The organism is Halomonas sp. A3H3 (genome assembly GCF_000982975.1).
In the GTDB taxonomy this organism is placed as follows: domain Bacteria; phylum Pseudomonadota; class Gammaproteobacteria; order Pseudomonadales; family Halomonadaceae; genus Vreelandella; species Vreelandella titanicae.
The window spans coordinates 4,258,289-4,285,101 of record NZ_HG423343.1 but is presented as its reverse complement, the minus strand read 5'-3'; the positions used below and the strand labels follow the sequence as shown (position 1 = coordinate 4,285,101).

Annotated in this window: 29 protein-coding genes and 2 pseudogenes; 3 read left to right on the top strand and 28 right to left on the bottom strand. The window is 51.5% G+C overall.

What is annotated here, in order from left to right; translation table 11 throughout:
* Positions 1–54 precede the first annotated feature (54 nt).
* From trpA to leuC, 9 genes are all read right to left on the bottom strand, one after another.
* Positions 55–858 carry a tryptophan synthase subunit alpha gene (trpA, locus tag HALA3H3_RS19400; protein ID WP_022523220.1) on the bottom strand — a complete coding sequence of 268 codons (804 nt, stop codon included), beginning with the start codon at positions 856–858 and terminating at the stop codon, positions 55–57.
* Between the two features lie 24 nt (positions 859–882).
* On the bottom strand, positions 883–2,070 hold the full coding sequence (gene trpB / locus HALA3H3_RS19395) for a tryptophan synthase subunit beta (RefSeq protein WP_170834129.1): 1,188 nt from the start codon (positions 2,068–2,070) through the stop codon (positions 883–885).
* A gap of 190 nt (positions 2,071–2,260) precedes the next feature.
* A complete protein-coding gene (locus HALA3H3_RS19390) occupies positions 2,261–2,899 on the bottom strand; it encodes a phosphoribosylanthranilate isomerase (protein ID WP_022523218.1) in 639 nt (212 codons plus the stop codon).
* Positions 2,896–3,834, bottom strand: coding sequence for a tRNA pseudouridine(38-40) synthase TruA (gene truA / locus HALA3H3_RS19385; RefSeq protein ID WP_022523217.1), 939 nt, complete (start codon positions 3,832–3,834; stop codon positions 2,896–2,898). Before truA ends, HALA3H3_RS19390 begins: the two co-directional genes overlap by 4 nt.
* Before the next feature lie 9 nt (positions 3,835–3,843).
* Positions 3,844–5,664, bottom strand: coding sequence for a type IV pilus assembly protein FimV (locus tag HALA3H3_RS19380; protein ID WP_022523216.1), 1,821 nt, complete (start codon positions 5,662–5,664; stop codon positions 3,844–3,846).
* A gap of 180 nt (positions 5,665–5,844) precedes the next feature.
* A complete protein-coding gene (gene asd / locus HALA3H3_RS19375; protein WP_022523215.1) occupies positions 5,845–6,957 on the bottom strand; it encodes an aspartate-semialdehyde dehydrogenase in 1,113 nt (370 codons plus the stop codon).
* Between the two features lie 213 nt (positions 6,958–7,170).
* Positions 7,171–8,250, bottom strand: a complete 1,080-nt coding sequence (gene leuB, locus HALA3H3_RS19370) for a 3-isopropylmalate dehydrogenase (protein ID WP_022523214.1) — start codon at positions 8,248–8,250, stop codon at positions 7,171–7,173.
* Between the two features lie 99 nt (positions 8,251–8,349).
* Positions 8,350–8,997 (bottom strand): 3-isopropylmalate dehydratase small subunit, encoded by a 648-nt coding sequence (leuD, locus tag HALA3H3_RS19365; RefSeq protein ID WP_009286958.1) that lies wholly within the window; start codon positions 8,995–8,997, stop codon positions 8,350–8,352.
* A gap of 3 nt (positions 8,998–9,000) precedes the next feature.
* A complete protein-coding gene (leuC, locus tag HALA3H3_RS19360) occupies positions 9,001–10,452 on the bottom strand; it encodes a 3-isopropylmalate dehydratase large subunit (RefSeq protein ID WP_022523213.1) in 1,452 nt (483 codons plus the stop codon).
* Positions 10,453–10,610: 158 nt separating this feature from the next.
* On the opposite strand from leuC, the gene HALA3H3_RS19355 reads away from it, so the two are divergent.
* Positions 10,611–11,513 carry a LysR family transcriptional regulator gene (locus HALA3H3_RS19355; protein WP_022523212.1) on the top strand — a complete coding sequence of 301 codons (903 nt, stop codon included), beginning with the start codon at positions 10,611–10,613 and terminating at the stop codon, positions 11,511–11,513.
* A gap of 113 nt (positions 11,514–11,626) precedes the next feature.
* Here HALA3H3_RS19355 and HALA3H3_RS19350 read toward each other — a convergent pair whose 3' ends face one another.
* The 13 genes from HALA3H3_RS19350 to HALA3H3_RS19295 form a co-directional block, all read right to left on the bottom strand.
* Positions 11,627–12,172, bottom strand: a complete 546-nt coding sequence (locus HALA3H3_RS19350) for a macro domain-containing protein (RefSeq protein ID WP_022523211.1) — start codon at positions 12,170–12,172, stop codon at positions 11,627–11,629.
* Between the two features lie 165 nt (positions 12,173–12,337).
* Positions 12,338–12,760 carry a GFA family protein gene (locus tag HALA3H3_RS19345; protein WP_022523210.1) on the bottom strand — a complete coding sequence of 141 codons (423 nt, stop codon included), beginning with the start codon at positions 12,758–12,760 and terminating at the stop codon, positions 12,338–12,340.
* Between the two features lie 144 nt (positions 12,761–12,904).
* The gene (locus tag HALA3H3_RS27690) at positions 12,905–13,036 is read right to left on the bottom strand and encodes a hypothetical protein (protein WP_258955965.1); all 132 of its coding nucleotides are present in this window, start codon (positions 13,034–13,036) and stop codon (positions 12,905–12,907) included.
* 110 nt (positions 13,037–13,146) lie between these two features.
* Positions 13,147–13,770 carry a peptidase E gene (locus HALA3H3_RS19340; RefSeq protein ID WP_022523209.1) on the bottom strand — a complete coding sequence of 208 codons (624 nt, stop codon included), beginning with the start codon at positions 13,768–13,770 and terminating at the stop codon, positions 13,147–13,149.
* Positions 13,771–13,885: 115 nt separating this feature from the next.
* Positions 13,886–14,263: a hypothetical protein gene (locus HALA3H3_RS19335; protein ID WP_022523208.1), complete on the bottom strand. Its 378-nt coding sequence runs from the start codon at positions 14,261–14,263 to the stop codon at positions 13,886–13,888.
* Between the two features lie 124 nt (positions 14,264–14,387).
* Complete coding sequence (locus HALA3H3_RS19330; protein ID WP_022523207.1) at positions 14,388–14,984, bottom strand: GNAT family N-acetyltransferase; 597 nt, start codon at positions 14,982–14,984, stop codon at positions 14,388–14,390.
* A gap of 165 nt (positions 14,985–15,149) precedes the next feature.
* Positions 15,150–15,764 carry a LysE family translocator gene (locus HALA3H3_RS19325; RefSeq protein ID WP_053857046.1) on the bottom strand — a complete coding sequence of 205 codons (615 nt, stop codon included), beginning with the start codon at positions 15,762–15,764 and terminating at the stop codon, positions 15,150–15,152.
* Between the two features lie 17 nt (positions 15,765–15,781).
* A complete protein-coding gene (locus tag HALA3H3_RS19320; RefSeq protein WP_022523205.1) occupies positions 15,782–16,402 on the bottom strand; it encodes a SagB/ThcOx family dehydrogenase in 621 nt (206 codons plus the stop codon).
* Positions 16,403–16,467: 65 nt separating this feature from the next.
* Entirely contained in the window at positions 16,468–16,797 is a 330-nt protein-coding gene (locus tag HALA3H3_RS19315; RefSeq protein ID WP_022523204.1) for a DHCW motif cupin fold protein, read from the bottom strand.
* 72 nt (positions 16,798–16,869) lie between these two features.
* Positions 16,870–17,166 carry a DUF1993 family protein gene (locus HALA3H3_RS26330; RefSeq protein WP_199105099.1) on the bottom strand — a complete coding sequence of 99 codons (297 nt, stop codon included), beginning with the start codon at positions 17,164–17,166 and terminating at the stop codon, positions 16,870–16,872.
* A complete protein-coding gene (locus tag HALA3H3_RS19305; RefSeq protein WP_053857045.1) occupies positions 17,147–17,602 on the bottom strand; it encodes a GFA family protein in 456 nt (151 codons plus the stop codon). Before HALA3H3_RS19305 ends, HALA3H3_RS26330 begins: the two co-directional genes overlap by 20 nt.
* Before the next feature lie 398 nt (positions 17,603–18,000).
* A complete protein-coding gene (locus HALA3H3_RS19300; protein ID WP_022523202.1) occupies positions 18,001–18,747 on the bottom strand; it encodes a DUF899 domain-containing protein in 747 nt (248 codons plus the stop codon).
* 152 nt (positions 18,748–18,899) lie between these two features.
* The gene (locus HALA3H3_RS19295) at positions 18,900–19,307 is read right to left on the bottom strand and encodes a VOC family protein (protein ID WP_022523201.1); all 408 of its coding nucleotides are present in this window, start codon (positions 19,305–19,307) and stop codon (positions 18,900–18,902) included.
* 511 nt (positions 19,308–19,818) lie between these two features.
* Between HALA3H3_RS19295 and rlmF the strand changes: the two genes are divergently transcribed.
* Positions 19,819–20,763: a 23S rRNA (adenine(1618)-N(6))-methyltransferase RlmF gene (gene rlmF, locus HALA3H3_RS19290; protein WP_022523199.1), complete on the top strand. Its 945-nt coding sequence runs from the start codon at positions 19,819–19,821 to the stop codon at positions 20,761–20,763.
* Between the two features lie 104 nt (positions 20,764–20,867).
* Here rlmF and HALA3H3_RS27685 read toward each other — a convergent pair whose 3' ends face one another.
* The 5 genes and pseudogenes from HALA3H3_RS27685 to HALA3H3_RS19270 all read right to left on the bottom strand — a co-directional run bounded on the left by HALA3H3_RS27685 (position 20,868) and on the right by HALA3H3_RS19270 (position 24,155).
* Positions 20,868–20,996: a hypothetical protein gene (locus HALA3H3_RS27685; protein ID WP_258955966.1), complete on the bottom strand. Its 129-nt coding sequence runs from the start codon at positions 20,994–20,996 to the stop codon at positions 20,868–20,870.
* A gap of 142 nt (positions 20,997–21,138) precedes the next feature.
* The gene (locus tag HALA3H3_RS19285) at positions 21,139–21,579 is read right to left on the bottom strand and encodes a stringent starvation protein B (RefSeq protein WP_022523197.1); all 441 of its coding nucleotides are present in this window, start codon (positions 21,577–21,579) and stop codon (positions 21,139–21,141) included.
* Between the two features lie 480 nt (positions 21,580–22,059).
* Positions 22,060–22,568: pseudogene (locus tag HALA3H3_RS28005) on the bottom strand (transposase); the annotation flags it as partial.
* Between the two features lie 308 nt (positions 22,569–22,876).
* Complete coding sequence (locus tag HALA3H3_RS19275) at positions 22,877–23,107, bottom strand: hypothetical protein (RefSeq protein ID WP_022523195.1); 231 nt, start codon at positions 23,105–23,107, stop codon at positions 22,877–22,879.
* 94 nt (positions 23,108–23,201) lie between these two features.
* A complete protein-coding gene (locus tag HALA3H3_RS19270; RefSeq protein WP_022523194.1) occupies positions 23,202–24,155 on the bottom strand; it encodes a hypothetical protein in 954 nt (317 codons plus the stop codon).
* 180 nt (positions 24,156–24,335) lie between these two features.
* Here HALA3H3_RS19270 and HALA3H3_RS19265 point away from each other — a divergent pair.
* Positions 24,336–25,370, top strand: a pseudogene (locus HALA3H3_RS19265) (IS110 family RNA-guided transposase).
* Positions 25,371–25,838: 468 nt separating this feature from the next.
* Here the strand turns inward: HALA3H3_RS19265 and HALA3H3_RS19260 are convergent.
* A complete protein-coding gene (locus HALA3H3_RS19260; RefSeq protein ID WP_053857044.1) occupies positions 25,839–26,645 on the bottom strand; it encodes a S1 family peptidase in 807 nt (268 codons plus the stop codon).
* Between the last annotated feature and the right edge of the window lie 168 nt (positions 26,646–26,813).

Below are 26,813 nucleotides of genomic sequence, written 5' to 3'. Positions count from 1 at the left end.
CAGGCTCGATGAGTGTCGTGAATCTATTCAGTATAGGCGATAAAGCAATTCGCTTTAGGGATCCATCGCCGTACGCATCTCTGCTAATACACTTTTCAACTGGCCCGCAATGGTTTCCGGCGCATCGACACTTTCAGCGATGCGGTTAACCAAAGCGCTACCTACAATCACACCATCGGCGACTTTAGCTACTTCAGCGGCCGTCACGCCATCGCGGATACCGAAACCAACACATAGCGGTAAATCGGTCATCCCCCGCAGCGGCGCCAAGTGCTCGGCCACATCGTCTGCGTTCAGGGTGGCGGCACCGGTCACGCCTTTCAGCGAAACGTAGTAGAGGTAGCCCTCGCCATGGGCGCATATTGTAGCGGCACGCTGGTTAGAAGTGGTAGGCGCAACCAAAAAAATCGCCGCTAAATCTCGCGATTTCAGCAGTGGCCCAATCTCTTCGGCCTCTTCAGGCGGCATATCCACTATCAGCACACCATCAACGCCCACGCTGGCAGCTTGATCGGCAAAGTTTTCGTAGCCAATTCGCTCAATCGGATTCAAGTAGCCCATCAACACAACCGGTGTGGTGGTATCGGTTTGGCGGAACTCTTTGACCATCTGCATAAGGTCGACCAGCCGTGTGCCCTGCTTTAACGCACGCTCACAGGCTTTTTGAATCACCGGGCCATCCGCCATGGGGTCGGAAAAAGGCACGCCTAGCTCAATCACATCGGCGCCTGCTTCCACCAAAGCATGCATAAAACCAACGGTGTACTGAGGTGCTGGATCACCTGCGGTGATGTAAGGAATCAGGGCCTTGCGGCCCTGCTGCTTAAGTTCACTGAAACGCTGATCAATACGGTTCATGCTCGCCCTTAAAAAAAGCTGACCTTAAAATTCGATGCCATCAATCTTAGCAACGGTCATGATGTCTTTGTCGCCACGCCCGGAGAGGTTGACCACAATATGCTGGTCAGGACGCATGGTAGGCGCCAATACCTTGGCATGGGCCAGCGCATGGGCCGACTCAAGGGCCGGCATAATGCCTTCCATGTGGGTCAGCTCGCGAAACGCTTCGAGCACTTCTTTATCGTTAGCGGCCACATAGGAGACCCGACCCACGTCTTTCCAAAGCGCGTGTTCGGGGCCTACGCCAGGATAATCCAGGCCAGCTGAAATAGAGTGCGTATCCGACACCTGCCCGGCTTCATCTGACATTAAGTAGGTGCGATTACCGTGGAGCACGCCGCGCGGCGCATTGGATGACAGCGGCGCCGCGTGGCGGCCGGTTTCGACGCCATCGCCACCGGCCTCCACGCCATACATGGCCACGTCGTCATCTTCCACAAAGGGGTAGAACAGACCCAAAGCATTAGAGCCACCGCCCACGCAGGCAATCAGCGCATCGGGAAGACGGCCGATCTGCTCCAGCGACTGGCGGCGCGCTTCACGCCCCACCACCGCGTTGAAATCGCGCACCAGCAGCGGATAAGGGTGCGGGCCCGCCACGGTACCGATGATATAGAAGGTGTTGTCAACGTTGGTGACCCAGTCACGCAGCGCTTCGTTCATGGCGTCTTTGAGGGTGCGGGTACCGGACTCTACCGGAATGACCCGAGCGCCCAGTAGGCGCATACGGTAAACGTTAAGCTTTTGGCGCTGTACGTCTTCAGCCCCCATATACACGTCGCACTCAAGCCCTAGGCGAGCAGCAACGGTCGCCGAGGCAACGCCATGCTGGCCCGCCCCGGTTTCAGCGATAATGCGTGGTTTGCCGGTTTTTTTGGCCAGCAGTGCCTGACCAATGGTGTTGTTTACCTTGTGAGCGCCGGTATGATTCAGATCTTCCCGTTTCAACCAAATCTGTGCGCCCCCAAGACTCGCCGACCAGCGTTTGGCGTGGTAGAGCGGCGATGGACGTCCCACATAGTGGGCAAGATCGTAGTCAAACTCGGCCTGAAAGTCGGGGTCATCACGCAGGCTTAAGTACGTCTTCTCCAACTCTTCCAACGCAAAGCTCAGGGTTTCTGACACAAACCGACCGCCGTAAGGGCCAAAATGACCACGGGCATCCGGCATTCGGGTCAGATCGCTGAACTTGGTTTTTGGTGTAGGCGTCGCAGAAACAGTCACAGGGATACCTCACAAGATCGCCAGAGCAGGCAAACAATAAATGAATCGACGTAAACACGTAGCTCGATAAAATACCCATAAGCAATACGCATAAATTACACAAAAACTAGGCTTACATAAACTTATGCGGGGAACGCTAGTGGGTGTCGGCTAACGCCACATGACGCACGAAAGACGCCATTTTGTCAGCATCTTTACAGCCGTGAGAGGCTTCAATACCACCGGACACATCCACTGCATAAGGCGCTACCTGACGCACAGCGTCAGCAATGTTATCAGCACTCAGCCCACCGGCGAGGATAACAGGTTTTGCAAGATTTGCGGGAATTCTAGACCAATCAAAGGTCTCCCCCGTTCCCCCCGGCGTCCCCGGTCGATACGCGTCTAGCAGCAGCGCCTGAGCATGATGATAGCGCTCTGCCTCATGGGTAAGATCTATCTCATCGCGCATGCGCAGCGCTTTCATCCAGGGTAGCAAAAAGCGCTGGCAATCATCGGGCGTTTCATTGCCATGAAACTGAAGCATATCGAGATAAGGCAAGCACTGCTCAATGAGCTCAGCAGGCTGGTCGACAAACAGCCCCACACGGGTCACAAAGGCAGGCACACGGGCAGAGAGCGCCGCCAGTTGTTCGATATTCACGCTGCGCGCACTTTTTGGCCACATAACGAAACCCAAGGCATCCACGCCCAGCGCCACGGCGAGATCAATATCCTCACCACGCGTAAAACCACAGAACTTGATTCGGGTGCGGGTTTGCGGAGCAGCACTCATGACGACGCCTCCTGTTTAGGGGTAGCTGCCGGGTTACACAACGAGCGATTGCGTCGATAGGCCACCCGTGGCGTATCAGGAAGCTCGCGCTCTCCCGTCCACTCTCCAGTAAATGAGAGCAGATGCGGCCCCAACGGCTCTTTAGGCAGATCAAAGCGCTCATCGTAGACCGAATCGACAAAATGCAGCCCGCAGGCGGGTGCCGTCACATCCCCTTTGCGACGGTTTTTAAGCGCTAAAAGTTCACCAATATAAGCTTCATCCTGGGCACCACGCCCGACGCTCACCAGGGCCCCGGCAATGTTGCGAATCATGTGGTGTAAGAACGCGTTGCCTTGAATATCGATCATCACCAACTGGCCGTAGCGCTTTACGTCCACAAAGTGCATATGTCGCCAGGGGGTTTTGGACTGACACCCAGCGGCACGGAAGCTGGAAAAATCGTGCTCGCCTACCAGCGCCTGGGCGGCCCGGTGCATGGCATCGGCGTCTAACGGGTCACGGCACCAGGTCACATTGGCCCGCTCCAATACAGGGCGGCTGATCTGGTTCAACAGCACGTAGCGGTAGCGGCGCCCCAGGGCGCATAGGCGTGAATGAAAGTCATCGCCCACTGGTTTCACCCAGCGTACAGCAACATCGCGGGGCAAATGGGTATTAGCGCCAAAGATCCAGGCTTTTTCGGAGCGCCCTACCGGCGGGTCAAAGTGGACGATCTGACGGGTCGCATGCACCCCCGAATCGGTGCGCCCACTGGCATTCACCCGGATAGGCTCATTGGCCACCTTGGACAGCGCATCCTCTAACGATGCCTGAACCGATGCGGCGTGGTTTAAGCGCTGAAAACCGCAGTAGCGGGTACCGTCGTACTCGATCCCCATTGCCAAGCGGCCGGTAAGCGGAATTTTCTCATCGAAGTGATAGAACAGCGTCATCAAGCCACATCATTTTGAAGATTTTGAAGGATCGCTATTATCCAGGCCTCGCGGCTTGAATGCTACCTCTTCAATTTCCCACTCCTCTTCAACTGGCCTACATGGCTGTTTCGCGGGAGGCACCGGTGCGGCATGCGACTCACTGAAGAACTCCACCGTGGGCTGCATTGGGGTCTCGGTGCGCTGACCATCATGGGTGGGCGAAGCGCTGTTTAAGATCGGCGGGTGGTAATCGATAAAGCGATGGTCTGGGTCCTCAGCTGTTTCAGAAGGCTTGTCGGTTTGCTGCACATGAGCATTAGCAGCCGCAGGCTCAGAGGCAGGCATACCGGCACGGATAGAAGCTAGCAGTTGGCTCATGGGCGTAGAACTCGGCGGCGGTGCTAAAGAGACATTTTGAGAATGGTCAGCGGAAACAGCGTATAGCTTCAGCCTCCGCTGACGCCCCTGCTCAGCGAGTCCCGATGCCTGGCTTTTTTCATAGCGAAGGGGGTCGTCTTGCGATGGCGTCTGCCCTTGATCGTCGACCAGCCACTGATCAGTATCTAATGTCGACGCGGCGTTAGTGGCAAGAGCATCGTTCTCAGCCTTGGGGTCTACGCGAGGCGAAGCCGCTGGCTTAACCACGGGTTCAGCCAGCGGAATGTCTTCCCAGGTCTCCTCTCGGCGCTTACGTAACCATGCCAACAGCACTAGCAGCAGTGTGATGGCGGCCAAAGCCAACGTCCACTGGTAGCGCTCAATTAAGCCAGCCACACCCGGGCTCTTCGTCTCATCCATGCTAGCAATGAGTGGCGCTGAAGGTGGCTCTTGAGCAGCCAACGTATCGCTTAGCGCCTGCGTTAGGGAGGCAACCTCACCACGCAGCTCATCAAGCTCAGCGCGCATCAACTCACGCTCTTCACGAACCTGCTGTAATGTCGCTTGGCTTAGGTGCAGTTGCTCGGTCAGCTCCGAACGCGTTATTGCTTCAGGCTCGTCGACTTCTTCTTCAACCCCAGCTTGGTCGGCGGCTATGGAGGCAGCAGAAACAGGCGTGGCGACTTCAACCTTCGGTAGCATTACTGTTTGCAATGAGCCATTGCGGCGTTGCTGCCAGGCTTCATTCATCGCTTTGATAGCAGCATCGGCATCACCGTGAGAGCGCGCCAGAATGCGTTCAGAATTAGGCACCCGAAGTGTTTGCTCTGCACGCATGTCATTTATATTGCCCGATGGAAAGACCTCAGAGTTGGCCTCCAGCAGCGCCAGCATCATCTGCTGTACGCTCACCTCGTCAGGTTTAATACGCTCGGCAACGCTCCATAGGGTATCGCCGCTACCCACATAGGCACTCGATGGCGACGTCGAACTGGGCTGAGCAAGCGGAGGCGTGACGACACTGCTTACTGCTGACGAGCTGGGGGCAGCATTTTGAGCAAGCGCTTGATTCTGAGCATAGCCTTGGGGATCAAACAGTAGTGTTATGTCACGAAACTGCTGCCCGTCTGGCAACTCCACCGTTAACAGCAAATCAAGCCAGGGCTCCTGGATCGTTTTATCAGAGCTTAAGCGTACCTGCCGGCGCCCCTGCTGCTCTTGAATCTGGACGCGCACGCTGGCCGCTAATGGCGTCCACTCAAGGCCTGCTGAGGCAAAGGCTGGTGGCTCGGCAACGCTGATATGAATCTCGTCGAGGGCGTAATCACTGCTTTCGAGCAGAGGGATCGAAGCATCTAAAGGCGCATCCAGATATGAGCTGACACTCGCCTGCCCAAAACCAACGGCCAGCGCAACCGGACTTACTGCACTCAACGAGAGCCATGTAATCCATGCCAGTGATTTTTTCATGAATGTTCCCTGATCACCTACTTACTTTTAACGACTGATGCCAGATAATTTTACTAAGTTTTCTTGTCATAACTTAACGAAATAACGGCGTTATTCCCACTATCAAGATGACTAGCCGAAAAAAAAAACGGGAAGCTGCGAACAGCTTCCCGTTTTCGACTGGCGTACAACAATAAACAATTACTGTTCGCGAAGAATCTTCAACATACGCTTCAGCGGCTCTGCGGCGCCCCACAGCAACTGGTCACCCACGCTAAATGCCGAGAGGTATTCACCGCCCATTTGCAGTTTACGCAGGCGCCCAACCGGCACTTGCAGCGTGCCAGTGGCAGCCGCAGGCGTTAGACCAGCAATGGTGGCGTCTTTATCGTTAGGAATCAGCTTGACCCACTCGTTGTGCTTGGCGATGCGATCTTCGATCTCATCCAACGGCACATCATGCTTCAGCTTGATAGTGAACGCCTGGCTGTGCGAGCGCATCGCGCCGATACGCACACACAGGCCATCGATGGGGATCGGGTTGTTGTCGAGCCCGAGAATCTTATTGGTCTCAACGCTGCCCTTCCACTCTTCGCGGCTCTGGCCGTTATCTAGCTTGGTATCGATCCACGGCAGCAAGCTACCTGCCAGCGGTGCGGCAAAGTTATCGGTCGGGAAGTCACCGCTGCGCATGGCAGCCGTTACTTTGCGGTCGATATCCAGAATCGCGCTTGACGGATCTTTTAGCTCTTCGCCGACGCTGTCGCGCAGTTGGCCCATTTGGTTGAGCAGCTCGCGCATGTGCTTAGCGCCCGAACCAGAAGCCGCCTGGTAGGTCATGGAGGTCATCCACTCGACCATATCGGCTTCAAACAGACCGCCCAAGCCCATCAGCATTAGGCTCACGGTACAGTTGCCGCCCACAAAGGTTTTAGCGCCCTTGGCTAGCTGGTCGTCGATAACCTTGCGGTTGACTGGATCCAGCACGATCGTCGCTTCATCTTCCATGCGCAGGGTACTGGCGGCGTCAATCCAGTAGCCCTTCCAACCTGCGCTGCGAAGATCTTTATAAACTGGCTTGGTGTAGTCACCGCCCTGGCAGGTGACAACAACATCCAACGCTTTGAGCGCTTCAATATCAAAGGCATCTTTCAGCGGAGGTACGTCGACACCGATGTCGGGGCCGGGCTGGCCTACCTGGGAGGTGGTGAAGAACACCGGCTCGATGCCGTTGAAATCACCATCTTCCTGCATGCGCTGCATCAGCACTGAGCCCACCATGCCACGCCATCCCACGAAACCGACTTTCAACATATGAAGTCCTCCTGCAAAGAATGAGTACTCACATTATACACACTTCTTTACGGTGATTTTGAAACCAGGAGATAGGTTAAGGGCTACCCCTGCGACAGGCCTATGAGGGGGCGCTGTGAACCCATCCCTGGGCGCTACATTTGCCATCCATGGCAAATGACCCCCTCTACGGCCTGCCCCAGGCGCCCTTAACACAGACGCATTACCAATACTTTACTGCTTAGCAAACGCCGCCAATACCGCATCGCCCATAGCGTCGGTGCCAATGGTCTGCATACCTTCAGAGGCAATATCCGCAGTGCGCAGGCCGTCATCCAGCACGCTGCCGACGGCGGCTTCAATGCGCTCTGCCATGGCCTGCTCGTTTAATGAGTAGCGCAACATCATGGCCACCGAAAGCATCATGGCCAGCGGGTTAGCCACGTTCTGGCCGGCAATATCCGGCGCGCTACCGTGGCATGGCTCGTACATGCCCTGCCCGCTTTCGTTTAGCGAAGCAGAAGGCAGCATACCGATGGAGCCGGTCAGCATAGCGGCAGCGTCGGAAAGAATGTCGCCAAACATATTGCCAGTCACCACCACGTCAAACTGCTTGGGTGCGCGCACCAGCTGCATGGCGGCGTTATCGACGTACATATGGGAAAGCTCAACGTCCGGGTATTCCGGCGCTAAACGCTCCATCACTTCACGCCACAAGATGGTCACTTCCAGCACGTTAGCTTTATCTACTGAGCAAAGTTTCTTGCCACGCTTCTGGGCCATTTCAAAGGCGACGCGGCCAATGCGCTCAATTTCGCTTTCAGAATAAATATAGGTGTTAAAACCGACCCGCTCGCCATTTCGTACTTCAATGCCACGGGGCTGGCCGAAGTAAATGCCGCCGGTGAGTTCGCGAACGATCATAATATCCAGCCCGGCCACCAGTTCTGGCTTCAGGCTAGAGGCGCTGGCCAACTGCGGGTAGAGCATTGCCGGGCGCAGATTGCCGAACAATCCAAGGTTTTTACGCAGCCCCAGCAGGCCTTTTTCCGGACGCTTGGAGAGATCTTCAATTTTGTCCCACTTGGGGCCACCCACTGCGCCCAACAAAATCGCACTGGCTGCTTTAGCTTTTTCCAGGGTTTCTGCGGGCAGAGGCTCGCCGTGGACATCATAGGCAGAGCCGCCCACCAGCGCCTCTTCTACTTCAATATCCAAGCCCGCTTCCTGGCACGCCTTCAACAAGCGTGCCGCCTGTGCGGCAATCTCGGGGCCAATACCATCACCCGGCAGCAATAAAACTTTATGCGTCATGCTGATTCCTTAACATGTTATCGAGCGACTTTGGCCGCTTTGCGCATTGCAATGGGGTTGCAACGCGCTATCAAACTTACTGTGAAAACTGGAAAGCGTTTAGGCAGACTGCCGGAACAACCAGGGGCGCGCAGCTTTATGCTTCTGCTCAAAAGCACGAATGGCGTCTTCGTCTTTTAGCGTCAGACCAATATCGTCCAGCCCTTCCAGCAGGCAGTGTTTGCGGAACTCATCCACTTCAAACTCTAAAATCTCACCGCTCGGGGTAATGACCCGCTGGTTCTCCAAGTCCACATCCAACTGGTAGCCTTCATTGGCATCCACCTCGGCAAACAGGCGATCTATTACGTCTTCTGGGAAGGTAATCAGCAAAATGCCGTTCTTGAACGAGTTGTTGTAGAAGATATCGGCAAAGCTAGGCGCAATCACTACCTTGAAACCGAAATCTTCCAGCGCCCAAGGCGCGTGTTCACGAGAGCTGCCGCAGCCAAAATTGCGCCGAGCAAGTAGCACTTCCGCGCCTTTGAAACGCGGCTGGTTCAAGACGAAATCAGGGTTCAGCGGGCGCTGTGAGCAGTCCTGCCCCGGCTGGCCTTCATCCAAGTAACGCAGTTCGTCAAACAGGTTAACGCCAAAGCCGGTGCGCTTGATCGACTTCAAAAACTGCTTCGGGATAATCAAGTCGGTGTCGACGTTGGCGCGGTCAAGGGGTGCTACCACGCCTTCAAAACGTTCAAATTTTTTCATGGTTTAGGCCTCCTGAGCGTGAGTGGCGTCGTTAGCGGGCAAGCTGCGAACATCAACAAAGTGACCGGCAATCGCCGCTGCCGCTGCCATGGCTGGACTGACCAAGTGCGTGCGGCCACCGTAACCCTGGCGCCCTTCAAAGTTTCGGTTAGAAGTAGAGGCGCAGTGTTCACCGGCACCCAGCTTATCCGCGTTCATGGCCAAACACATGGAGCAGCCCGGCTCGCGCCACTCAAAGCCTGCTTCAATAAAGATCTTATCCAAACCTTCCGCTTCAGCTTGGCGCTTCACCAAGCCAGAACCCGGCACCACCATGGCCAGCTTGATGGAATCAGCTACCTTTTTGCCCTTGGCGACTTTGGCGGCTTCACGTAAATCTTCAATACGCGAGTTGGTGCAGGAGCCGATAAAGATTTTATCCAGCTTGATATCAGTGATTTTCTGATTGGCGTGAAGGCCCATGTACTCTAAGGCACGAGTGTGGCTGCGCTGAACGGTTTCATCCAGCGCAGCGCTGGGATCGGGCACTTGGCCGGAAATACCGGTGACCATTTCCGGGCTGGTGCCCCAGCTCACCTGTGGCTCGATCTCTTTAGCCTGCAAAGTAACCACTTTATCGAACTGCGCATCGTCGTCAGACACCAGATTGCGCCAGTCCGCCACGGCGGCTTCCCACTGCTCTGCCGTGGGCGCGAAAGGACGCTTGGCAAGGTAATCAATCGTGGTGTCGTCCACGGCGATCAAACCTACTCGTGCGCCCGCCTCAATAGCCATGTTACATACGGTCATGCGCCCTTCCATAGAGAGCGAAGCAATCGCGCTACCGGCAAATTCAATGGCATAGCCGGTGCCGCCAGCGGTGCCGATCTTGCCAATAATCGCCAGCACCACGTCTTTAGCAGTCACGCCCAGGCCCAGCTCACCTTCCACGCGCACCTGCATATTCTTCATTTTTTGCGCCAGCAAACACTGGGTCGCCATTACGTGCTCAACTTCCGAGGTACCGATACCGTGGGCCAAGGCGCCAAAGGCACCGTGGGTAGCGGTATGGGAGTCGCCGCATACCACGGTCATACCCGGCAGCGTTGCGCCCTGCTCTGGGCCGACCACGTGCACGATGCCCTGACGCGGATCGTTGATTTTGAACTCTTCGATGCCGTACTCAAGGCAGTTATCGTCCAGGGTTTGCACCTGAATCAGCGACACCGGGTCTTTAATACCGCTGTTGCCCTCGGCGCGCTCTTTAATGGTTGTCGGCACGTTATGGTCGGGCGTAGCCAAGTTGGCATCCAAACGCCACGGCTTACGATTAGCTAAACGCAGGCCTTCAAACGCTTGAGGCGAGGTCACTTCGTGAAGCAGCTGGCGGTCGATATAGATCAACGCGGTGCCGTCATCACGCTGTTTAACCAAGTGCTGATTCCAGAGTTTGTCGTAAAGGGTTTGACCTGACATGTGGCTCTCCTGGGCGGTGCCCTGCTAGTTCGGTAACGCAGCCTCTTCGTGCTGCTTATATGTCGATAGCACAAGTGTTACGCGACTCGCGCATAAAAGCAATTCATGTTATTCATAGATTAGATTCCAAACAGGAATGCTTAATCAAGGATTCGTAAGTGGATACCCAAAGCCTACAAGCCTTTCTGGCTGTCGCCGATACGCAAAGTTTCTCTCGCGCAGCGGAGCAGCTTTATCTTACCCAGCCCGCCGTTAGCAAACGCATCGCTACCTTGGAGTCTCAGGTAGGTGCACGGCTGTTTGACCGCATTGGTCGGCGTATTGCGCTAACCGAAGCCGGTAATGTCTTACTGCCCCAAGCGAGGCGCATCCTGTTTACCGTTGAGGACAGCCGCCGGGCACTAGCCAACCTGTCTGGCCAAGTGGGTGGCAAGCTTACCCTGGCCACCAGCCACCATATTGGCCTGCACCGCTTACCACCACTATTAAAGCGGTACACCCAGCGCCATCCGGAAGTCGAACTCGACCTGCACTTTCTGGATTCTGAGCAGGCTTACCTGGGGGTGCTGGATGGCACTCTGGAAATGGCGGTGGTGACTCTCGCCCCCCACCCTCATGAACAACTGCAGGTCGTAGAGCTCTGGCGTGATCGGCTCTGTTTTACCTGTGCGATTGACCACCCACTTGCCAACCAAGACCCGGCACCTCAAAGCCTCCGGTCATTGGCCGACCTGTGTGAATTCAACTGCGTAATGCCGGGGGCGAAGACCTTTACAGGGTCACTTATTGCGAAACGTTTTAACGAAGCTGGTCTTCAATTGCCTGTAAGCATGGCGACCAACTATTTAGAAACGCTAAAAATGATGTGCAGCGTAGGATTAGGCTGGAGCCTGCTGCCGGAAAAGATGATCGACAGCGAACTGGTAGAGCTAAAGGTAGACACCCCGCCTATTTACCGACCGCTGGGCTATTTGGTGCATACCAATCGAACGCTTTCTAATGCAGCGCGCCGAATGATTGAGGAGCTGGAGAATACGCGGCGTGATAGTGCTATAAAATAAGCTCAAGTGCACCCGCGGCAGCGCAGCGGTGCTAAAGCTGCCCCCTACTAAGCAGAAGCAGCAGCCTCCACTCAGCTCTCATGCATGCGTCAGCTAAACAATTGGCGCTACAGCTAGTCTACTGGATCAATGGTTAAGCGTTGAGCCAGAGCTTGGTGGAGGGTATGCCGGGCTGCTTCGTCGAACAGCACAAAGCGGATCAGGCGCACTTTATGCAAGCTGGGCAGTATGGCTTCGAGGGTAGCCGCACACACCTGAGCGGCTTCTTCCGCCGGGTAGCCGAAAGCACCGGTAGACAGTGCCGGGAAAGCAAGCCGTTCAATACCGTGCTCGTCGGCCAGTTTCAGCGCATTGCGGTAACAGTCCGCCAGCAGTTGATCCTCCGGCTTGTCGACGCCGTATACCGGGCCCAGGCAGTGAATCACCCAGCGGTTGGGCAGATTATGACCGCCGGTGAGTACCGCTTGGCCCGGGTTGATGGGCGCCATTGACTGCCCCTCTTCGGCCAGGCCGGACCCAGCAGCGCGATGAAGTGCCCCGGCAACGCCCCCACCGGTTCTCAATTGTGCATTGGCGGCATTAACCACGGCATCTACATCGGACTGTCGAGCGATATCGCCCACCACGCACTGCAAGCTGATTCTGCTCTTGTCGCTCATAAGCTCCCCCGTCGATTACCACACATTACGTAGCGCCCGCTGATGAAGGCTCTCTCCTTGCCAAGTCAAGTGATGCCGGTTATAACCCTCATTTTGGCAAACCCAAGCTCCGGTTCAAGCCAGCATTAGTAAGAGAGTGGAATTGGTGTACCATGAACTGAGCCTCTACTGCTCCCCAAATTGAGCAAACACTTCTTCCCCCGTCAGTTGCTTGGTTTTTTCTGCTAGTGAATAGTAAGGGGGCTTTTGGTCGATAAATATCTGTTCGGTTATTTTCCAATCATCCGCGCTATCAAGAAGGCCAACGGGAAGCGCGTAATGCCCACCCTGCTTTAAGCGATAGAAGAGGTGGGTGCCACACTGTTGGCAGAAACCACGCTCAGCCCACTCTGAGGAACTGAAGGTAGTTATATGCTCCGAGCCGTTAAAATCCACATCACCGGCAAACTCCACCGCAAACAGCGGCCCCCCACCCCACTTCCTGCACATCGAGCAGTGACAAACGCCGACATGGTTGCTTTTGGTGGTAACGGTGACGCTGACAATCCCGCAAAGACAAGCCCCATGAAGCTCTGTGTTGGTTACCATGTGTCTCTCCTTCAGTTCTGATCGTGTTTAACCGTCAAAAGCCAAAATAGCTACGAGGTTTCTTAGCAACACCCACCAAGATAGCTCAAAATTAGACTCTCCATTTAAGGCATGGGCGCACAGCTAGTTTGTTGGATCAATGGTTTAAACGTTGAGCCAGGGCTTGGTGGAGGGGGTATAGGCCCGCTGCGTCAAACGTTTGTCGAGAAAGTAACTCTCGGTCTTCTCAAGATCGTTAACCACCAGCACATGTTGGGTTGCTTTTACCTCAAACACTTACGGCTCCTTTTAGCCAGATGGATACTTATAATGCCAAGCACTAAGGCGCGAGTTTAGAAGCGCTCGGAGGCTGCAAGCCACGTGCTGTTTCGCTTTATTAAGATTTGTTAAGCCTCGTCAGGCCATACTTCAAACTTATTATCATTTACGATAATTGCTTGTGTATTACTAATTGGACAAAGGTCTATTTTCTCTTTATAACTGGAGATGATGCTCTCAACGGATTCTTTGAATGGAAAGTTGGCATGGTGTGGGACTGGATAAAAATCAACGAGACCTAGCGAGGAAAAAGAGCCTACGTTAGGTGCTGCCGTGAAATCATCCATGTCCTTCACATACTCAATATCGCGCGACACAACAATAGAACCGGCTGACTCACCTATATACATCTTCCCTGAATTTATTTGTTCTATTATGGCTTTATCTGCACCTGTTCTTTTTAGCTCTTGAAGTAAAAAGAAAGTGTTTCCACCAGTGATATAGATATAATCATTTTTTTGAAGCTTTCTCTCTATTTCATCTTTAGACGCCGTTGAAATTTCAAGTTTATCAACCATAACACCCAGCTTTTCGAGGGCTTCCTTGCCAGCGGACACATAAAACCTCACCTCTTCCACGAGGCTCGCCGTGGGAATGAAGGTAGCCGTTTTGCCAGCGCATTTCCCTCCGGTAAATTTTAAAAATAGATCCGCCACATCCGCAAACGATGAAGTTAGAAACATTTTCTTCATTAACGATCCTTATTACCTGAAAACTGTGACTCTAGAAACTTAATTTGAAGCAAAGCGATGCTCTGTAAAAGACCCACATTGGCTGCAAGCCGCGCACTGCTGCGCATTGTTATGATCAAAAGGTAGTATCCGCAACGGCATACATTTTCCATCCATCGGCCGTCTTGGTAAAAGCATAGAACCCATGAACACTCTCAATTTTTGAACCATCTTTTCTGCATCTGACAGCAGAGGCAACTGCATGAGCCTCACTATCATTGACAGCTGACACCTCAAACTTCCAGTCGACAGAATGATCCCAACTCTTTTCTTTTTTAAGGCTTTTGGGATCTATCGGATAGGAATCACACATTGTCACCGAGCCATTTTTAATATATGCGATTGGATATTTGACCATTTTATCGATCAGCGTTACGTCGTTGCTCTTAAATCCAGCAACATAGTATTCCATGTAAGTTTTATGCACTTCAGACCGTAACTCTTCGAACGACATACCACCTCCTCAACACGTGCCATAACACCTGAATAAACGGATCCAGTCATGCTTGTATGGCGTTTAAGCATGCATATAGCGACACTACAAAGCCTTAATCAACTAAGCCACGACGCTTTCCTCACTACGCACGGGGTCGGCTCAACAGATAGTCGAGATGCGCACGCACCTCTGACCATTCGCCCTTGTGCAGGCTATACATCACCGTATCGCGAATAGTACCGTCTCGGCGCAACACGTTGCCACGGATCACGCCGTCCTTTTTCGCGCCTAGTCGCTCAATTGCACGCTGACTGGCAAAATTGAAGTTGTCAGTACGCCAGCCGACTACATTACATCCCAGCGTCTCGAAAGCGTGTGTCAATAGCAGCAGCTTGCAAGTGGTGTTGACATGCGTGTGCTGCACTCGCTTGGCGTACCACGTGTAGCCAATTTCCACTCTTTTTACATCAGGCAAAATATCATGGTAACTCGTAGAGCCAAGCACCGTACCACTGGCCTCTTCAATGACGGTAAAGGCAAAGCGGTGGCCTTCCTCTCGGGCTTTCAAAGCAGTATCAATATAGCGGTGCGTCTCGTCAGGCGCTGGTACCGATGTAATGCGCAGGTTCCATAGCTCCCCGTCCGCTGCGGCAGCGCGCAGACCGGCTTCGTGGTTGAGTGTAAGCGGCACGATTTTTACGCCGCGCGCAGATAGGGTGACGGGTTCAATAAAGGCCATATGTGTACTCAAATATCTTCTGTAGGCGGTCAAGGGAGAAGCTAAACGATGAGCGTAAACAGCAGCCAGGTCGCATTGACGTTTTTATTAACCAAAGAGGCCAAACACTGGGATGAGCTGAACCAGAACACACCCTCTTTATTTAGCACGATTGTACGTTAAGCCTTACCGCTCAGTCAGAGCGAGCTGTAAGCCTAGTCCCGCGAACGCTGCTGAGAAGCTTCTGCGCAACCAACTCTGAATCTTCGGTGACTCAATAACGGCTGCTCTAAACGCATGGGCAAGCTGCCCGTAGATGACGAAGACAACAAATGTCATCGCCATGAAAATAGCGCTCAGCCCGAACAATTGTCCTAATGATGACTGGGCGTCAGTTGCAACGAACTGCGGCAAGAAGGCCAAGAAGAAAATGGTCAGCTTGGGGTTGAGGATATTCAGCAGGAACGCTTTGCTCATAAGCGAAACGGCATCCCCCTTTCGCTTCACCTCATGAACAGAGAAAGCGCTTCGATCACGCCAAGTAACAACGGCAAGGTAAAGAAGATACGCGACACCCGCATACTTGAGCAGCTGAAATGCTATCGCGCTCGTATGCATGATGGCCGCAAGGCCCAGAACAGTAGCCAGTAGGTGCGGCACAATACCAAGTGTACAACCGAGAGAAGCATAGAGGCTTGCCAGACGCCCATACATTAAGCCAATGGAAACGGTAAAGATAACACCTGTGCCTGGAATAAGTACGACAACCAACGAGGTAAGCAAGAATTCAGCAGAGAACATGAATGACGACTCCTCTATCAGGTACGCCGCTGCCCAATGCAAAGCAGCGCAGTAGGATCCAAGTCCGCAGGCAATCTCAATACTTCCTTCACCCTTGGATCGTCGAAACCTGCCACTAGAACACAACCAACTCCGAGAGCAGTACTCTGAAGATGGACATTTTGTGCTAGAGCACCAGTTTCCATATATACATAGCGAGCGCCGCGCTCTCCCTGGGGTGGCTGAGCTTCAAAGTGCCGAACGGCCTCTCCAAGTTTCGCGGTAACTCCGATGATGAGAGCCGCTTCTTCCAACCATGGCTGATCGCCAATCCCTAGCACTTGCACTGCCCCTTCCGGAACACGGTTCCCAATTAACTTTAACGAATGGTTATCAGCCTGATACTCATAGATACCGGGCTCAAGTTCCGATACCCGCTGCACCAAAATTTTTAGGTGCAGCGGGTATAATCCACCTGCCGATGGCGTTGCTCTTTTTGTATCCGGCCCTGTTACGCCCTGGGCCGACCAAAGCAATTGAGACAAAACACCGATAGGGAGCAGTGCATTCGTGTACTCCCTCACGCTGCGCCGAGCCGCAATACTGCCAACCAATGACTTGGAGTCTTGCTGCTCTGGTGCAGGTAAGTCGAAGACCATACGTTTACTCCCTATCCATAACACATAACACATAACACATAACACATAACAGTGATTATGCGATGCTAATCGACGACGAACAACTTAGCTCCCTGCTCCGTCGAAGAACGATGAAGTTCAGCATTGTCGGCAACTTGATAGCTCGAACCAGGTGTGAGAAAAAAACAACGACCATCATCTAGCTCAGTATGAAGCTCACCTTCGAGGCAGAGCAATATGTGCCCTTTAGCACACCAATGATCCGCCAGATAGCCAGGACTGTACTCAACCATACGAACCCGGATATCCCCGAAATTTCGAGTCTTCCAATAAGCAACACCGTATTCTCCGGAGTACTCAGTCCTCTCAATTTCAGACCAATCCGTGACCCCGAAAGGTAAATCTGTAATGTTCAAATTACTTCTCCATAAGCACATGACGGAGCTTGAGCAGCGTAGAAGCGCGCAGTAATCAGTTCGAAGCGCTGGTTAGATTGCACTTTGTTTCACTTTTGGCATCAGGTGAAGCATATAATCTTTTTTACCAATAGGCACTCCGACACTGCGCAATATCGAGTAAGTCGTGACCAGGTGAAAGTAGAAGTTGGGCAGCAAGAAATCCGCGACATACTCCTCGCCTGTTAGGTCTGCGTATATTCCGCCGCCCAATTCCAGGTGCTTGTGCTCATGGGTGATTGAAGTGCAGCGTGAATTGCTCCGCTGCAGCCGATTGATGTGTGCTGAACCACATTCTTCAATACTGCATTTATCCTTGTTTTTGCGCATACTCCTGGAGTAATTCTGGGAATTTCTCCTGTGGTGGAAACTTAACGAAACTATGCTCTGCACCAGTAATCGCCCACTCCAGCTTTTCATCCGTGTAAGTTTCAATGAATGGCTTATAGGTTCGAGAATTCTCTAGCAACGTTGGGCGCACATTAACAAAGTCATCCATGCCTTCAGGACGCGTGAATAGCCAGCTCATGCAATGCCCACAGAAAAAGTGGCGTGTATTACCGTGAAGCCCTCCGATAACAGGCTCTCCAGATGTGATCGAAAAGGCAGCGCTAGAAAATAGCGAGCTAAGGCTAAACGCGCTTGAGGTCATTTGCTGGCAGCCTGTGCAGTGACAAGCCATTGTGATCATGGGCTTTGCGCTAACCTCAAACTCAACCTGCCCACAACGACATCGACCTTTAATGTTATCAGGCGCACTGTTCACTATGTTTTATCTCCAAGTTCAATATTTTAGAGCCTTATCCATTCCTAGCCTGGGACTTAGCCGCAAACCACTGCAGGACATGTGACAAGGCTCTAGCGAATTTCGATCTATCTCATATTCCCTACTTTTTTAATTTACTTTCCGGACAGTCTGCCGCGGGCAATTCATTAGAATCAACCACTTCGCACATCGAAATCAACATGCACCCAAAAGCCATCAGTTTGTCCGACAACATCAGTTCGAAAACTGGGGCCGCAGGTACTGAGATTTGTCAGATGCGCATCGACATAACCAAGCGAGATAGACAGACCTTCACCGGCCGCAGCCTCAACTTTGTCCGCTGAATCGGGTTGTTGTGGTCGAGTGCCATGCTGTCTACATACGGCAGGCTGAGATCATCAGCAGGAGTGACAACTCACGTTTGCCGGGCTCGCGTCATACTCATCGTGGCGCCGAACCCAATCCATGATTTCCTTCTCGTTGCGACCCTTCGGCGTGATGTCGAGATAAACGAAAGCGCCAATAACCTCCTCATTGCCACGGGCGTAGCTGGAGTAAGTGTGGAATACTGCCCCGCTCTCGTCCCTGTAGAAAACGCTAAGGCCGGGCAGTTCTTCGCTGAAGTATTTCGGATCCTCGATAGCTTGATAATTATAGTAGAGCCGACCAGCCTCAAGCGCCTCTAGAGCGAAAGAGACCTGAAAATCAAAATTGAAATCGCTGCCCAGGGAGGACACCCACTGGGCTGTCCAGTCCATGCGCCTGCGGTAGGCTTCCAGCTTTTCCAGCGGGGCGCGGGATACACGAACGTAACTGACATCATGATTGGCGAGGTGGACGATGGCGCCCTCGGCATGATCCGCTTCCAGCGAGCAGCTCGGGCAGCCCGCGTTCCAATCAGGGCCGAACATGAAATGGTGAATAATCAGTTGACTGTTTGTGCCAAATAGCTCGGCAAGCGTCTTCTCACCTTCCAGCGTGTCGAAGACGTATTCCTTCTCCATTTTGACCCATGGCAACTCACGCCGCTCACGGGCGACCAGGTCGCGCATACGGGTGAGCGCTTTCTCGTTCTTTAGGTGGGCTTTGCGTGCCTGAAGCCACTCTTCTTTGGAGACAACTCTCGGTGATTCAAACTGGCTCATGACGAACATCCTCGCGTAGATTCAGCGCTGCTCCGGCTTGCAGCACCGGAATAATGCGTTTGCAAAGAGTAGTCGTTCGCCACTGATCAAAATCGACAACACCGACGCATTTAATGACGATGCGCTTGGTGAAGTATTGATGCATCGGGGCCTTAGTTCGACAGGTTGAGCTGCCAAGAAACGCCGTACCTATCCTTTAACCACCCAAACTGCTTACTGAAACCGTAGTTATCCAAAGGCATTAGCCTGGCGCCACCTTCAGCTAAGGCATGAAAAACCTTTTCAATTTCGCTTGTAGATTCACACTCCACATATAATGACATCGATGGCGTGAAAGTGAATTGGTGATCAAGATGGCTATCTAGCGCCAGAAAATCAGTATCATTTATTGTAAAGCGAGCCAACTTGATGGAACCCTCTGGTTCATTCTCACCCGCTTGGTAGCGCTGAATATCGATGATCGCTGAACCAGGGAATAGTGAGGTATAGAACTTGATGGCCTCTTCGGCCTTCCCGACTTGCTCTCCGACAAACATTAGCGAGGTCGTAATGGACTTCATGTATGCCTCCGATCCAATTGATACACTTAACGCTGAGTTTAGCGCCCTTGCAATTTAGGCGAAGCCACCATAAAAAAGAGCGTCTGGTAGCTACCGTCAGCGTACTATAGTGCCTTGCTAATATTAGTTTTGGGCAACGCTGTAACGCAGACTGACAACCCGCCAAGCAGTGCCATCCCATTCCCAGGTTTCTGCAAATGCCATCACCGGCCCTTGGGATGATTCGGTAATGGTATATCCCTGCCCAGCGATTACGGTATTCCCGTTAGCATCCTGAATCGATAGCTCAGGATCGTTTTTTTGCCCGCCTTGGGTAACCCAACTTCCGTTCCGCTTGGCTGAAGAGATTGCGTCGAGCTGGGATTGCTTGGGTTGGACACGGTGTTCGGAAGTAATTGTGAAATTATCTGCCTGCACTTGGTCAAGGTACTCAACATCACCATTGAGGTTATAATCCCGGACTAACCCAAACCCACTCTACTATTGAACGCCCAGCCTCAGGCCAACTACTGTGAACACCCTCCATCGAAGTGAAAATAGCCGAGCCAAGCCTGTTCGCAAAGGCCTGCACCCGAAGAATCTACACAACCAAGGCTATGACTTCCCTGCTCTCGTAAAAAGCCACCCAGCACTAGCCCCCCATGTGAAACCGAACGCTCATGGCGAACTATCCATCGATTTTGCAGACCCACTGGCAGTAAAAACGCTCAACGCCGCGTTATTAAACCGCCACTACAACATCGTCGATTGGGATATTCCAGAGGGCTCACTTTGCCCTCCCATCCCAAGCAGAGCCGACTATATTCATTACATGGCGGATTTATTGGAGTGTGGGCTTGGTCATGAACGGCCCAGCATCAAGCTGCTCGATATAGGGACGGGAGCCAATGGCATCTACCCGCTACTGGCCTGCCAAATTTACGGCTGGCAGTGTGTTGGTAGTGACATTAACCCTCAATCGCTTGAGAACGTCGCCACAATTATTACTAACAACCCCAAGCTCAAAGATCGCTTCACGCTGCGCACGCAGCACGATAAAAACCATATTTTTGAAGGGATCATTCAAGATGAGGAGTTTTTTGACGTCAGCGTATGCAACCCCCCCTTCCACGCCTCGCTCGATGAAGCACTTAAAGGTAGCCAGCGTAAACTCAATAACCTTGCTCGTAGTCGCGGTGAACAAAAAGCAAAAACCAACACTCCCGTTCTGAATTTTGGTGGGCTGGAGGCAGAGCTTTGGTGTAAGGGAGGCGAACAGCTGTTTCTTAAAAAGCTAATAAGAGAAAGCCAAGTGTATTCAACTCAATGCCGCTGGTTTAGCAGCCTGGTTTCGAAAGCCGACAATGTTAAGCCTGCAAAGAAGTTGATTCGTAAGCTCGGTGCCGTTGATATTCGGGAAATAGAGATGAAGCAGGGAAAGAAGGTTACGAGGGTATTGGCCTGGACATTTATCTGAACCGTACCCGAGGTGGCGCTCTATTATGCGAAGCCTGCCGTGACATTACTCTGCTATAAGCACATTGCTCGGAATGGAAAACGGCAAACCTAGCTTGTGCTCGATTAAATAATACGCTGAATGTTCAAAGGATCGGGGTGGAGCTGATCTTGGTAGTTGATCACCACCATGGTGTTTTTATCGTGGTTCACGAGCTTGAAGCACGGCATGCTGACCACTTCTTGTCCTGCCATACTTTTAGCCGTCAGTGGGGGGACAGCCTTAACGCCCGGCTCACCGAGCAAATTTTTGATGACTGTCTTTGTGCGGCCCTATGCACCAAAGGTGACAACGGAAATGTATCCGGTGCGGCTGATTGTTAGGTAGCTAATGTGGCTATTGACCAGGCTCTTCGCTGGGATCGATTTCAACGCCAAGCTGCGTTTCAAGGTTGTATATGGAGAGCACGCTTGCGAAGGGAACTTGGACATTTCTAGCTTTCCCGCCGAATGCGGCACTAAATTTTAGTCCATCCGAGACCCATTGAAACTTGGCTATTGCCCTCGGCGAGATATCCAGAACTATTTTTCCATCCTGAACGTATGGCTCAGGAACCTCAACTCCATTTCTAGTAGCATCCACACGGATGTGCAACGTATTCCCCAACTCATATATGTCTTTATAAAGTTTTTGAAACGCAGCCATATCTTCTGATTGTGGTTCGACTTCAACGATTTTATTATATTTTCTTCGTTCGAACCAAGAAAGTCCCAGCTTGATTCTTGATATAAGATTGAGCTTTGGTCTCTCATACGGATTATTCGTTTGTTCAGTCACTGTTAGTTATTCCACTTTTCACATAACAAGGCTGTAGAAAAACCCAATTTCGAGCTACCACTACCGCCTGCTGCTTTAATATATTTTTCGACCATAACGTTGGCCGATTTTCTTAATACACTTACTTCGACATTGGTTCGCCGTGCCGCCGCTGATGACTAACTGTTGGCCACATTGGATTGGCAAAGCCGATATCTGCAGTGACGATGGTGCCTTTCTGGTAGATGCTTTCCGCCATACCTAGCTTCTTAAAACGGGATTCGACCGTTCTCATTACGAGCTGCAAAGTTTGGTGTTCCTGCCCTTCATCAAAGGCCTGAGCGTCAATGATGATCTGATGTTTCTTATCCACCGTAGCCAAACCGTTATAACCTTGAATCGTGCCTTTACTGGTGGTCATCTTGGCTCGGCGAATGCCCCGGTCCAGATCAGCTTCCGTTTCGGCTTCGTCACGCGCGTAGTATTCCATTAGGTGATACCGAATCAAGCCTCTCAATTTCTCCCGCTTCTCGCCCAATTCTTTGAACGTACCCGACCATTCCTTAGAGGCATCGGAGGACATCTTGCAGCCGTCAATGGCAAAGAGTTCGTTACCCAGCAAGCCCTGTTCATGGCACACCAGCAGCACTTGTTCGAACAGCGCTTCAATCTCATCGGCATGGCGACTGACAAAGCTGGCCAGTGTGGTGAAGTGGGGCACGGTATCGCAGGTAAGAGCTTTGAAAATAATAGTAGTCTCGCAGCACCACTGCATCTCGCGGCTGGAGGTGATGCCTTTGGAGTAGGCAAACAGGATGATCTTCAGCAGAATGGCCGGATCATAGGCCAGCCGACCGGTCGCATCGTTGCGGTACTTGGGATGGAAAACGGATAAGTCGAGCTTGTGCTCGATCAGGTAGTGCACCGCGTGTTCAAAGGTGCCTGGCTGGAGCTGATCCTGGTAGTTGCATGGCGTTCTGATCGTAGTTATAAGCCTTGAAGCGCGGCATGCTGACCACTCCTCGTCTGTTTTCTCGATCCTACCAAAACTTAGCCGTCAGCGGGGTTTTTCTACAGACTCAACGCTCGCCATAATTTGCCGTTTGGAGCGCAGTGTAAAGCGGTCAAATCGATGGCTTTGTTATGCTTTTGATTTTTAGTAGCCAATATATTGGATTCCAGCAAGGTACTGCCGTGCAGTTCTTGGCATATCAGCATGAGCAGCTGTATCGAGCCTGTTAAACCGTGTTTCAAACATGACAACTGCCTTTTGAAATTTACTATTTATTAGCCTTAAAATACTTAACCCCAATTGAGCCTATTCTTCAGTTAAACCTCTTTCGTCAATGAGTTTGTCGAAATGACGGCATGCAGCAAAAAAAGCATTGAGTCGCTGCTTAACAGAAAGAAAACCTATACCCGGCATTGCTGCACTTACAGATAGAGCGGCTTCATTTTCTGCTCTCCAATTAAACTCGATCCCTTCCAGGTCTTTGTCATGAAGGGTTCCATTCCTGTTAAGAATCGCAACAAATTGATCTTTGTCCATTCGTTACCTCCATGAAGCATAACGCCCGCATTTGCGGCTGGTTTGGAGCACAGCGGAAAACCAGTCCGGCAACATGCGTTTGTTAGGGCCTTATTTACAAGCCTAGCTGACCTTTTATAGCTGCTGCTACTAGAGAAACACCTACTTTTTCGGCTTTATCAGCCAACCAGCTACCAGCCTCTTTAAGTTTTGGTATAAATTCACTTTTTGAATCAGCCAATTGAATTGCTTCTGTTAGTGCCTCCACTTCATTTTTTCTTGACTCAGGGTACCCTTCCTTATCAAGTAGGGTTTGAAGATGCTTCATTTCCTTGATGACGTGATCAGAGGGAATGCCTTGCTGCTGTTGATTCAAATTATTATTAGTCGTTATTTGACCCGATGCGGATACTGCGCCCGCTTGTTGTATATTAAAAATATTGGTTGTTTTTGAATCATCTTCTGGCATTTTAATTTCTCCTAATTCTCCTTGAAGCTTTAATGTTATTTCGCTGTCAAAATTCACTCCCTTATTTAAAGGAAGATCCAGATTAGTTATTGATTCCGCCGCAAGATTACTTTTTATAAGTGGCCTAAATGCTTCAGTAGCGTTAGCTGAAACACAGACTTTTATTTTTTTAAAATCTTCGCGACGAAGGGAGTTACTAACAAACGTTACTATTGCGTTCTGAAATTGTTGTTTGTCAAGAAAATAAGCGGGAGGAATTGTGTAACAAATTTCATGAGGAAGGGTATACGATTTAATCCCTTTCATCTCTTCAAGAAGATTATTTTTAAAAATAATATCTCCATCTCTTTTTTGTTTATAGTTGACCGAAAATTTTAATAACACATTTTCAACCCTTGCAGGTAAACCTCCACCCAATCCGAAATGTGATTCATTTGCTAAGATTACTAGCTGATGAAGATATATACGATATTGATCAAGATCCAAACCTTCTGAATTAGCAAAACTAATAACATTATCCTTAATGATAGAGAAATCTTCAGGATGAAGAAAATTAGAGACCTTCACTTCAAACCCAAAGTATTTTTTCATGTTTTGCATCTCAATCTTCCTTTAACATCCTTTGGCTGACGCAAAGCCAGTTTAGCCCTAACGCCGGAATTAAGCCGCGCCGCGAAGCGGCGTCGGCTTGAATGCATTGATACTCATTGAGCCTTCTCCCCCAGCTCAGCCCGTTTGGCTAAGCTGAAAAGGCGACCAAACCTAACAGGAGAAGACTCAATGAATTTTTACAATAGCACTCATCGTCACTACTGTGAAATTGATCTGCATGCCCGTAGCCTGTATGTCTGCATACTGGATCAGCAGGGCGAAACCCTTCTGCATATCCAGCCAAACCAGAACCTCTGCTCCATCTGATCGAACCTTACGGACGGTCTGGTCATCGGCGCCGAATGCATGCACTGCTGGTACTGGATCGCTGATTTCTGTGAAGACCAGGGCATTGCTTTCATTCTCGGTCATGCCCTTTATATGAAGGCCATCCATGGCGGTAAAACCAAGAATGACCGCGTGGATTCTTACAAAATCGCGGCGCTTATTCGAGGCGGTAATTTTCCCCTCGCTTATGTCTACCCACGCAGCATGCGAGCTACCCGTGACCTGCTTCGCCGGCGAACTGGGCTCGTTCGCCACGGCGCTGATCTCAAAGCTCATGTTGTCAACACAACGAGTCAGTACAACCTGCCACCCAACAAGGTCAATTTAAAAAATGTCAGTGCCAGAGAACAATTGGGCAGAACCTTTGATGACCCGCTCGTTCAGCGCAATATCGATCTAGATATGGCCGTTTTAGAGTGCTAACACCGGGAACTAAGCCAGGTGGAATGGCTATTGGAAAAGCAGGCCAAAAAGCATCAGCCGACCTACTACCACTTCTTAACCACCATTCCCGGCGTTGGCCGTATTCTGGCCCTCACCATTCTGTATGAAGTGGGTGATATTCGACGTTTTGAATCTGTCCAGAAGTTTGTCTCCTATTCCCGACTGATCAAGTGCAAAGCCGAATCGGCCGGTAAGACCTATGGCACCCAGGGCAACAAGATTGGTAATGCCCATCTAAAGTGGGCTTTTTCTGGGGCTGCGGTGCTTTATCTGCGCGGTAATCCAGGTGCACAAAAGCTGTTGCAACGCTTCCAGAAACGCATGGGGAAAGCCAAAGCCTTATCGGCTCTGGCCCACAAGCTGGGGCGTGCGGTCTATTTCATGTTAAAGAACGAAAAGGTATTTGATGAACAACGCTTTTTAACGAGTTAGTCACGCAGCAGGATGATGATCAACGTCTAACTGGATCATCATGGAGTGTGCTGAAACAGGGTGTCTGCTGACTGATTTTGAGATCTGAACCCCGACTTCTACACCCAACTCGAAGCCCGTCGCTTTGATTATCCATCCTGCTGGCGTGCATCAACACCCTGAGCGAGTGGGCTTACACCGGCGCTGAACCTGAAACTAACTGGGACTGTAGAGTAACCCGCTTTTTGAATAGGACAGATGCTGGTTAACCGATGAATGTCTAGTGCCCCAGACCCACCTGCAAGGAGCAACCCGGTTTGGCAGTGGTAACCACCACGTTAGAGAGCCTCAATAGGTGTTTGCTGTAAGCCACCAACCGCCAACGATGACAGATGAAGTAGGATCACTGGCTCAGGGACTTGATATTGACCGCTTACACGGCCAATAAAAAATACTGCGGCTTATTGACAGGCAGAAGGCTCATAGGTGTTATGCCTTTCTCGCCATCAGTAAACGGACTGTTTCCATTGGGTGCAATGATATAGCCATTGTCGCGCCTGACGGGACTTTGAGGTTCGGCGCAGACTCTTGGCTTGCACTTGTTACAGCCCTTTGAGAAATAACACCTATGGCCTCACCGCTTTCATTTACGACAGGCCCTCCACTGGCGCCGCTATTAACACCGCTGTCCAAGTAAAAAAGGTCTGCCTCGACATTGATATGCTCAACGCTATTGCTCGCGTGGATCCGTCTATGGTTACCGACTAGAGCATGCTTTATTAGCGGTCCCATCATGTCGGCCATATAGCCATTTCTCATTGCTGCGAAAAATCCTTCCATCCCCGGGTACGACCTGTCAGCGATTCTGTCCAGATTGAAGGGAAGAACCAGGTCGTCAGAAAAACCTGCAAGGAATACTCGCTGCCCCAAATGGGGCGGCGTAAGACTTGCTGGCAGATACGGAAACTGTGTTTCTTGTCTCTGCTTTGGTGCGAGGGCCGCAATGTCTAGCTGGATATCTTCAGTAAATGCCTCACTCCGGATGCCCAAGCTGCAGAATGAAACTCGATATTCCAATACTGGTCGCCCCGAAAACTTGACGAATATCTTTGCGTTTGGATCCGAGTAATCCTCATGGCGTATCGGCACCCTGCCGGTCACAACATGAGCAGCTGTGATAACTTCGCCCTCAGGAGTGAACGTGAAGCACGTGCCTTCGCTTATGACTTCGTCATCAAGAAATACAGTCACGTATCCACAACATTTCTGTATTTTTTCGTATAAGTCTTTGTACATTATTGAATCTTCTTCAGCGCATAACGCTGCCAACACGCGCAGCTTTGTAGTGGAGGCGAAGCCGCAACGAAAAAGCTGTCGCCGTGATTGGCCTAGTTATGGGTTGATCTGCTCATTGCACTAAAGTCCCAACGATTCCTTTACTCCCATTATCAACTTGGCAATGGC

Coding starts and splice junctions, on each gene's coding strand:
- trpA (WP_022523220.1), bottom strand. CDS start 858: ATGAACCGTATTGATCAGCGTTTCAGTGAACTTAAGCAGCAGGGCCGC.
- trpB (WP_170834129.1), bottom strand. CDS start 2,070: ATGCCGGATGCCCGTGGTCATTTTGGCCCTTACGGCGGTCGGTTTGTG.
- HALA3H3_RS19390 (WP_022523218.1), bottom strand. CDS start 2,899: ATGAGTGCTGCTCCGCAAACCCGCACCCGAATCAAGTTCTGTGGTTTT.
- truA (WP_022523217.1), bottom strand. CDS start 3,834: ATGACGCTGTTCTATCACTTCGATGAGAAAATTCCGCTTACCGGCCGC.
- HALA3H3_RS19380 (WP_022523216.1), bottom strand. CDS start 5,664: ATGAAAAAATCACTGGCATGGATTACATGGCTCTCGTTGAGTGCAGTA.
- asd (WP_022523215.1), bottom strand. CDS start 6,957: ATGTTGAAAGTCGGTTTCGTGGGATGGCGTGGCATGGTGGGCTCAGTG.
- leuB (WP_022523214.1), bottom strand. CDS start 8,250: ATGACGCATAAAGTTTTATTGCTGCCGGGTGATGGTATTGGCCCCGAG.
- leuD (WP_009286958.1), bottom strand. CDS start 8,997: ATGAAAAAATTTGAACGTTTTGAAGGCGTGGTAGCACCCCTTGACCGC.
- leuC (WP_022523213.1), bottom strand. CDS start 10,452: ATGTCAGGTCAAACCCTTTACGACAAACTCTGGAATCAGCACTTGGTT.
- HALA3H3_RS19350 (WP_022523211.1), bottom strand. CDS start 12,172: ATGAGCGACAAGAGCAGAATCAGCTTGCAGTGCGTGGTGGGCGATATC.
- HALA3H3_RS19345 (WP_022523210.1), bottom strand. CDS start 12,760: ATGGTAACCAACACAGAGCTTCATGGGGCTTGTCTTTGCGGGATTGTC.
- HALA3H3_RS19340 (WP_022523209.1), bottom strand. CDS start 13,770: ATGAAGAAAATGTTTCTAACTTCATCGTTTGCGGATGTGGCGGATCTA.
- HALA3H3_RS19335 (WP_022523208.1), bottom strand. CDS start 14,263: ATGTCGTTCGAAGAGTTACGGTCTGAAGTGCATAAAACTTACATGGAA.
- HALA3H3_RS19330 (WP_022523207.1), bottom strand. CDS start 14,984: ATGGCCTTTATTGAACCCGTCACCCTATCTGCGCGCGGCGTAAAAATC.
- HALA3H3_RS19325 (WP_053857046.1), bottom strand. CDS start 15,764: ATGTTCTCTGCTGAATTCTTGCTTACCTCGTTGGTTGTCGTACTTATT.
- HALA3H3_RS19320 (WP_022523205.1), bottom strand. CDS start 16,402: ATGGTCTTCGACTTACCTGCACCAGAGCAGCAAGACTCCAAGTCATTG.
- HALA3H3_RS26330 (WP_199105099.1), bottom strand. CDS start 17,166: ATGCGCAAAAACAAGGATAAATGCAGTATTGAAGAATGTGGTTCAGCA.
- HALA3H3_RS19300 (WP_022523202.1), bottom strand. CDS start 18,747: ATGAGCCAGTTTGAATCACCGAGAGTTGTCTCCAAAGAAGAGTGGCTT.
- HALA3H3_RS19295 (WP_022523201.1), bottom strand. CDS start 19,307: ATGAAGTCCATTACGACCTCGCTAATGTTTGTCGGAGAGCAAGTCGGG.
- HALA3H3_RS27685 (WP_258955966.1), bottom strand. CDS start 20,996: ATGGCAGGACAAGAAGTGGTCAGCATGCCGTGCTTCAAGCTCGTGAAC.
- HALA3H3_RS19275 (WP_022523195.1), bottom strand. CDS start 23,107: ATGGACAAAGATCAATTTGTTGCGATTCTTAACAGGAATGGAACCCTT.
- HALA3H3_RS19270 (WP_022523194.1), bottom strand. CDS start 24,155: ATGCAAAACATGAAAAAATACTTTGGGTTTGAAGTGAAGGTCTCTAAT.
- HALA3H3_RS19260 (WP_053857044.1), bottom strand. CDS start 26,645: ATGTACAAAGACTTATACGAAAAAATACAGAAATGTTGTGGATACGTG.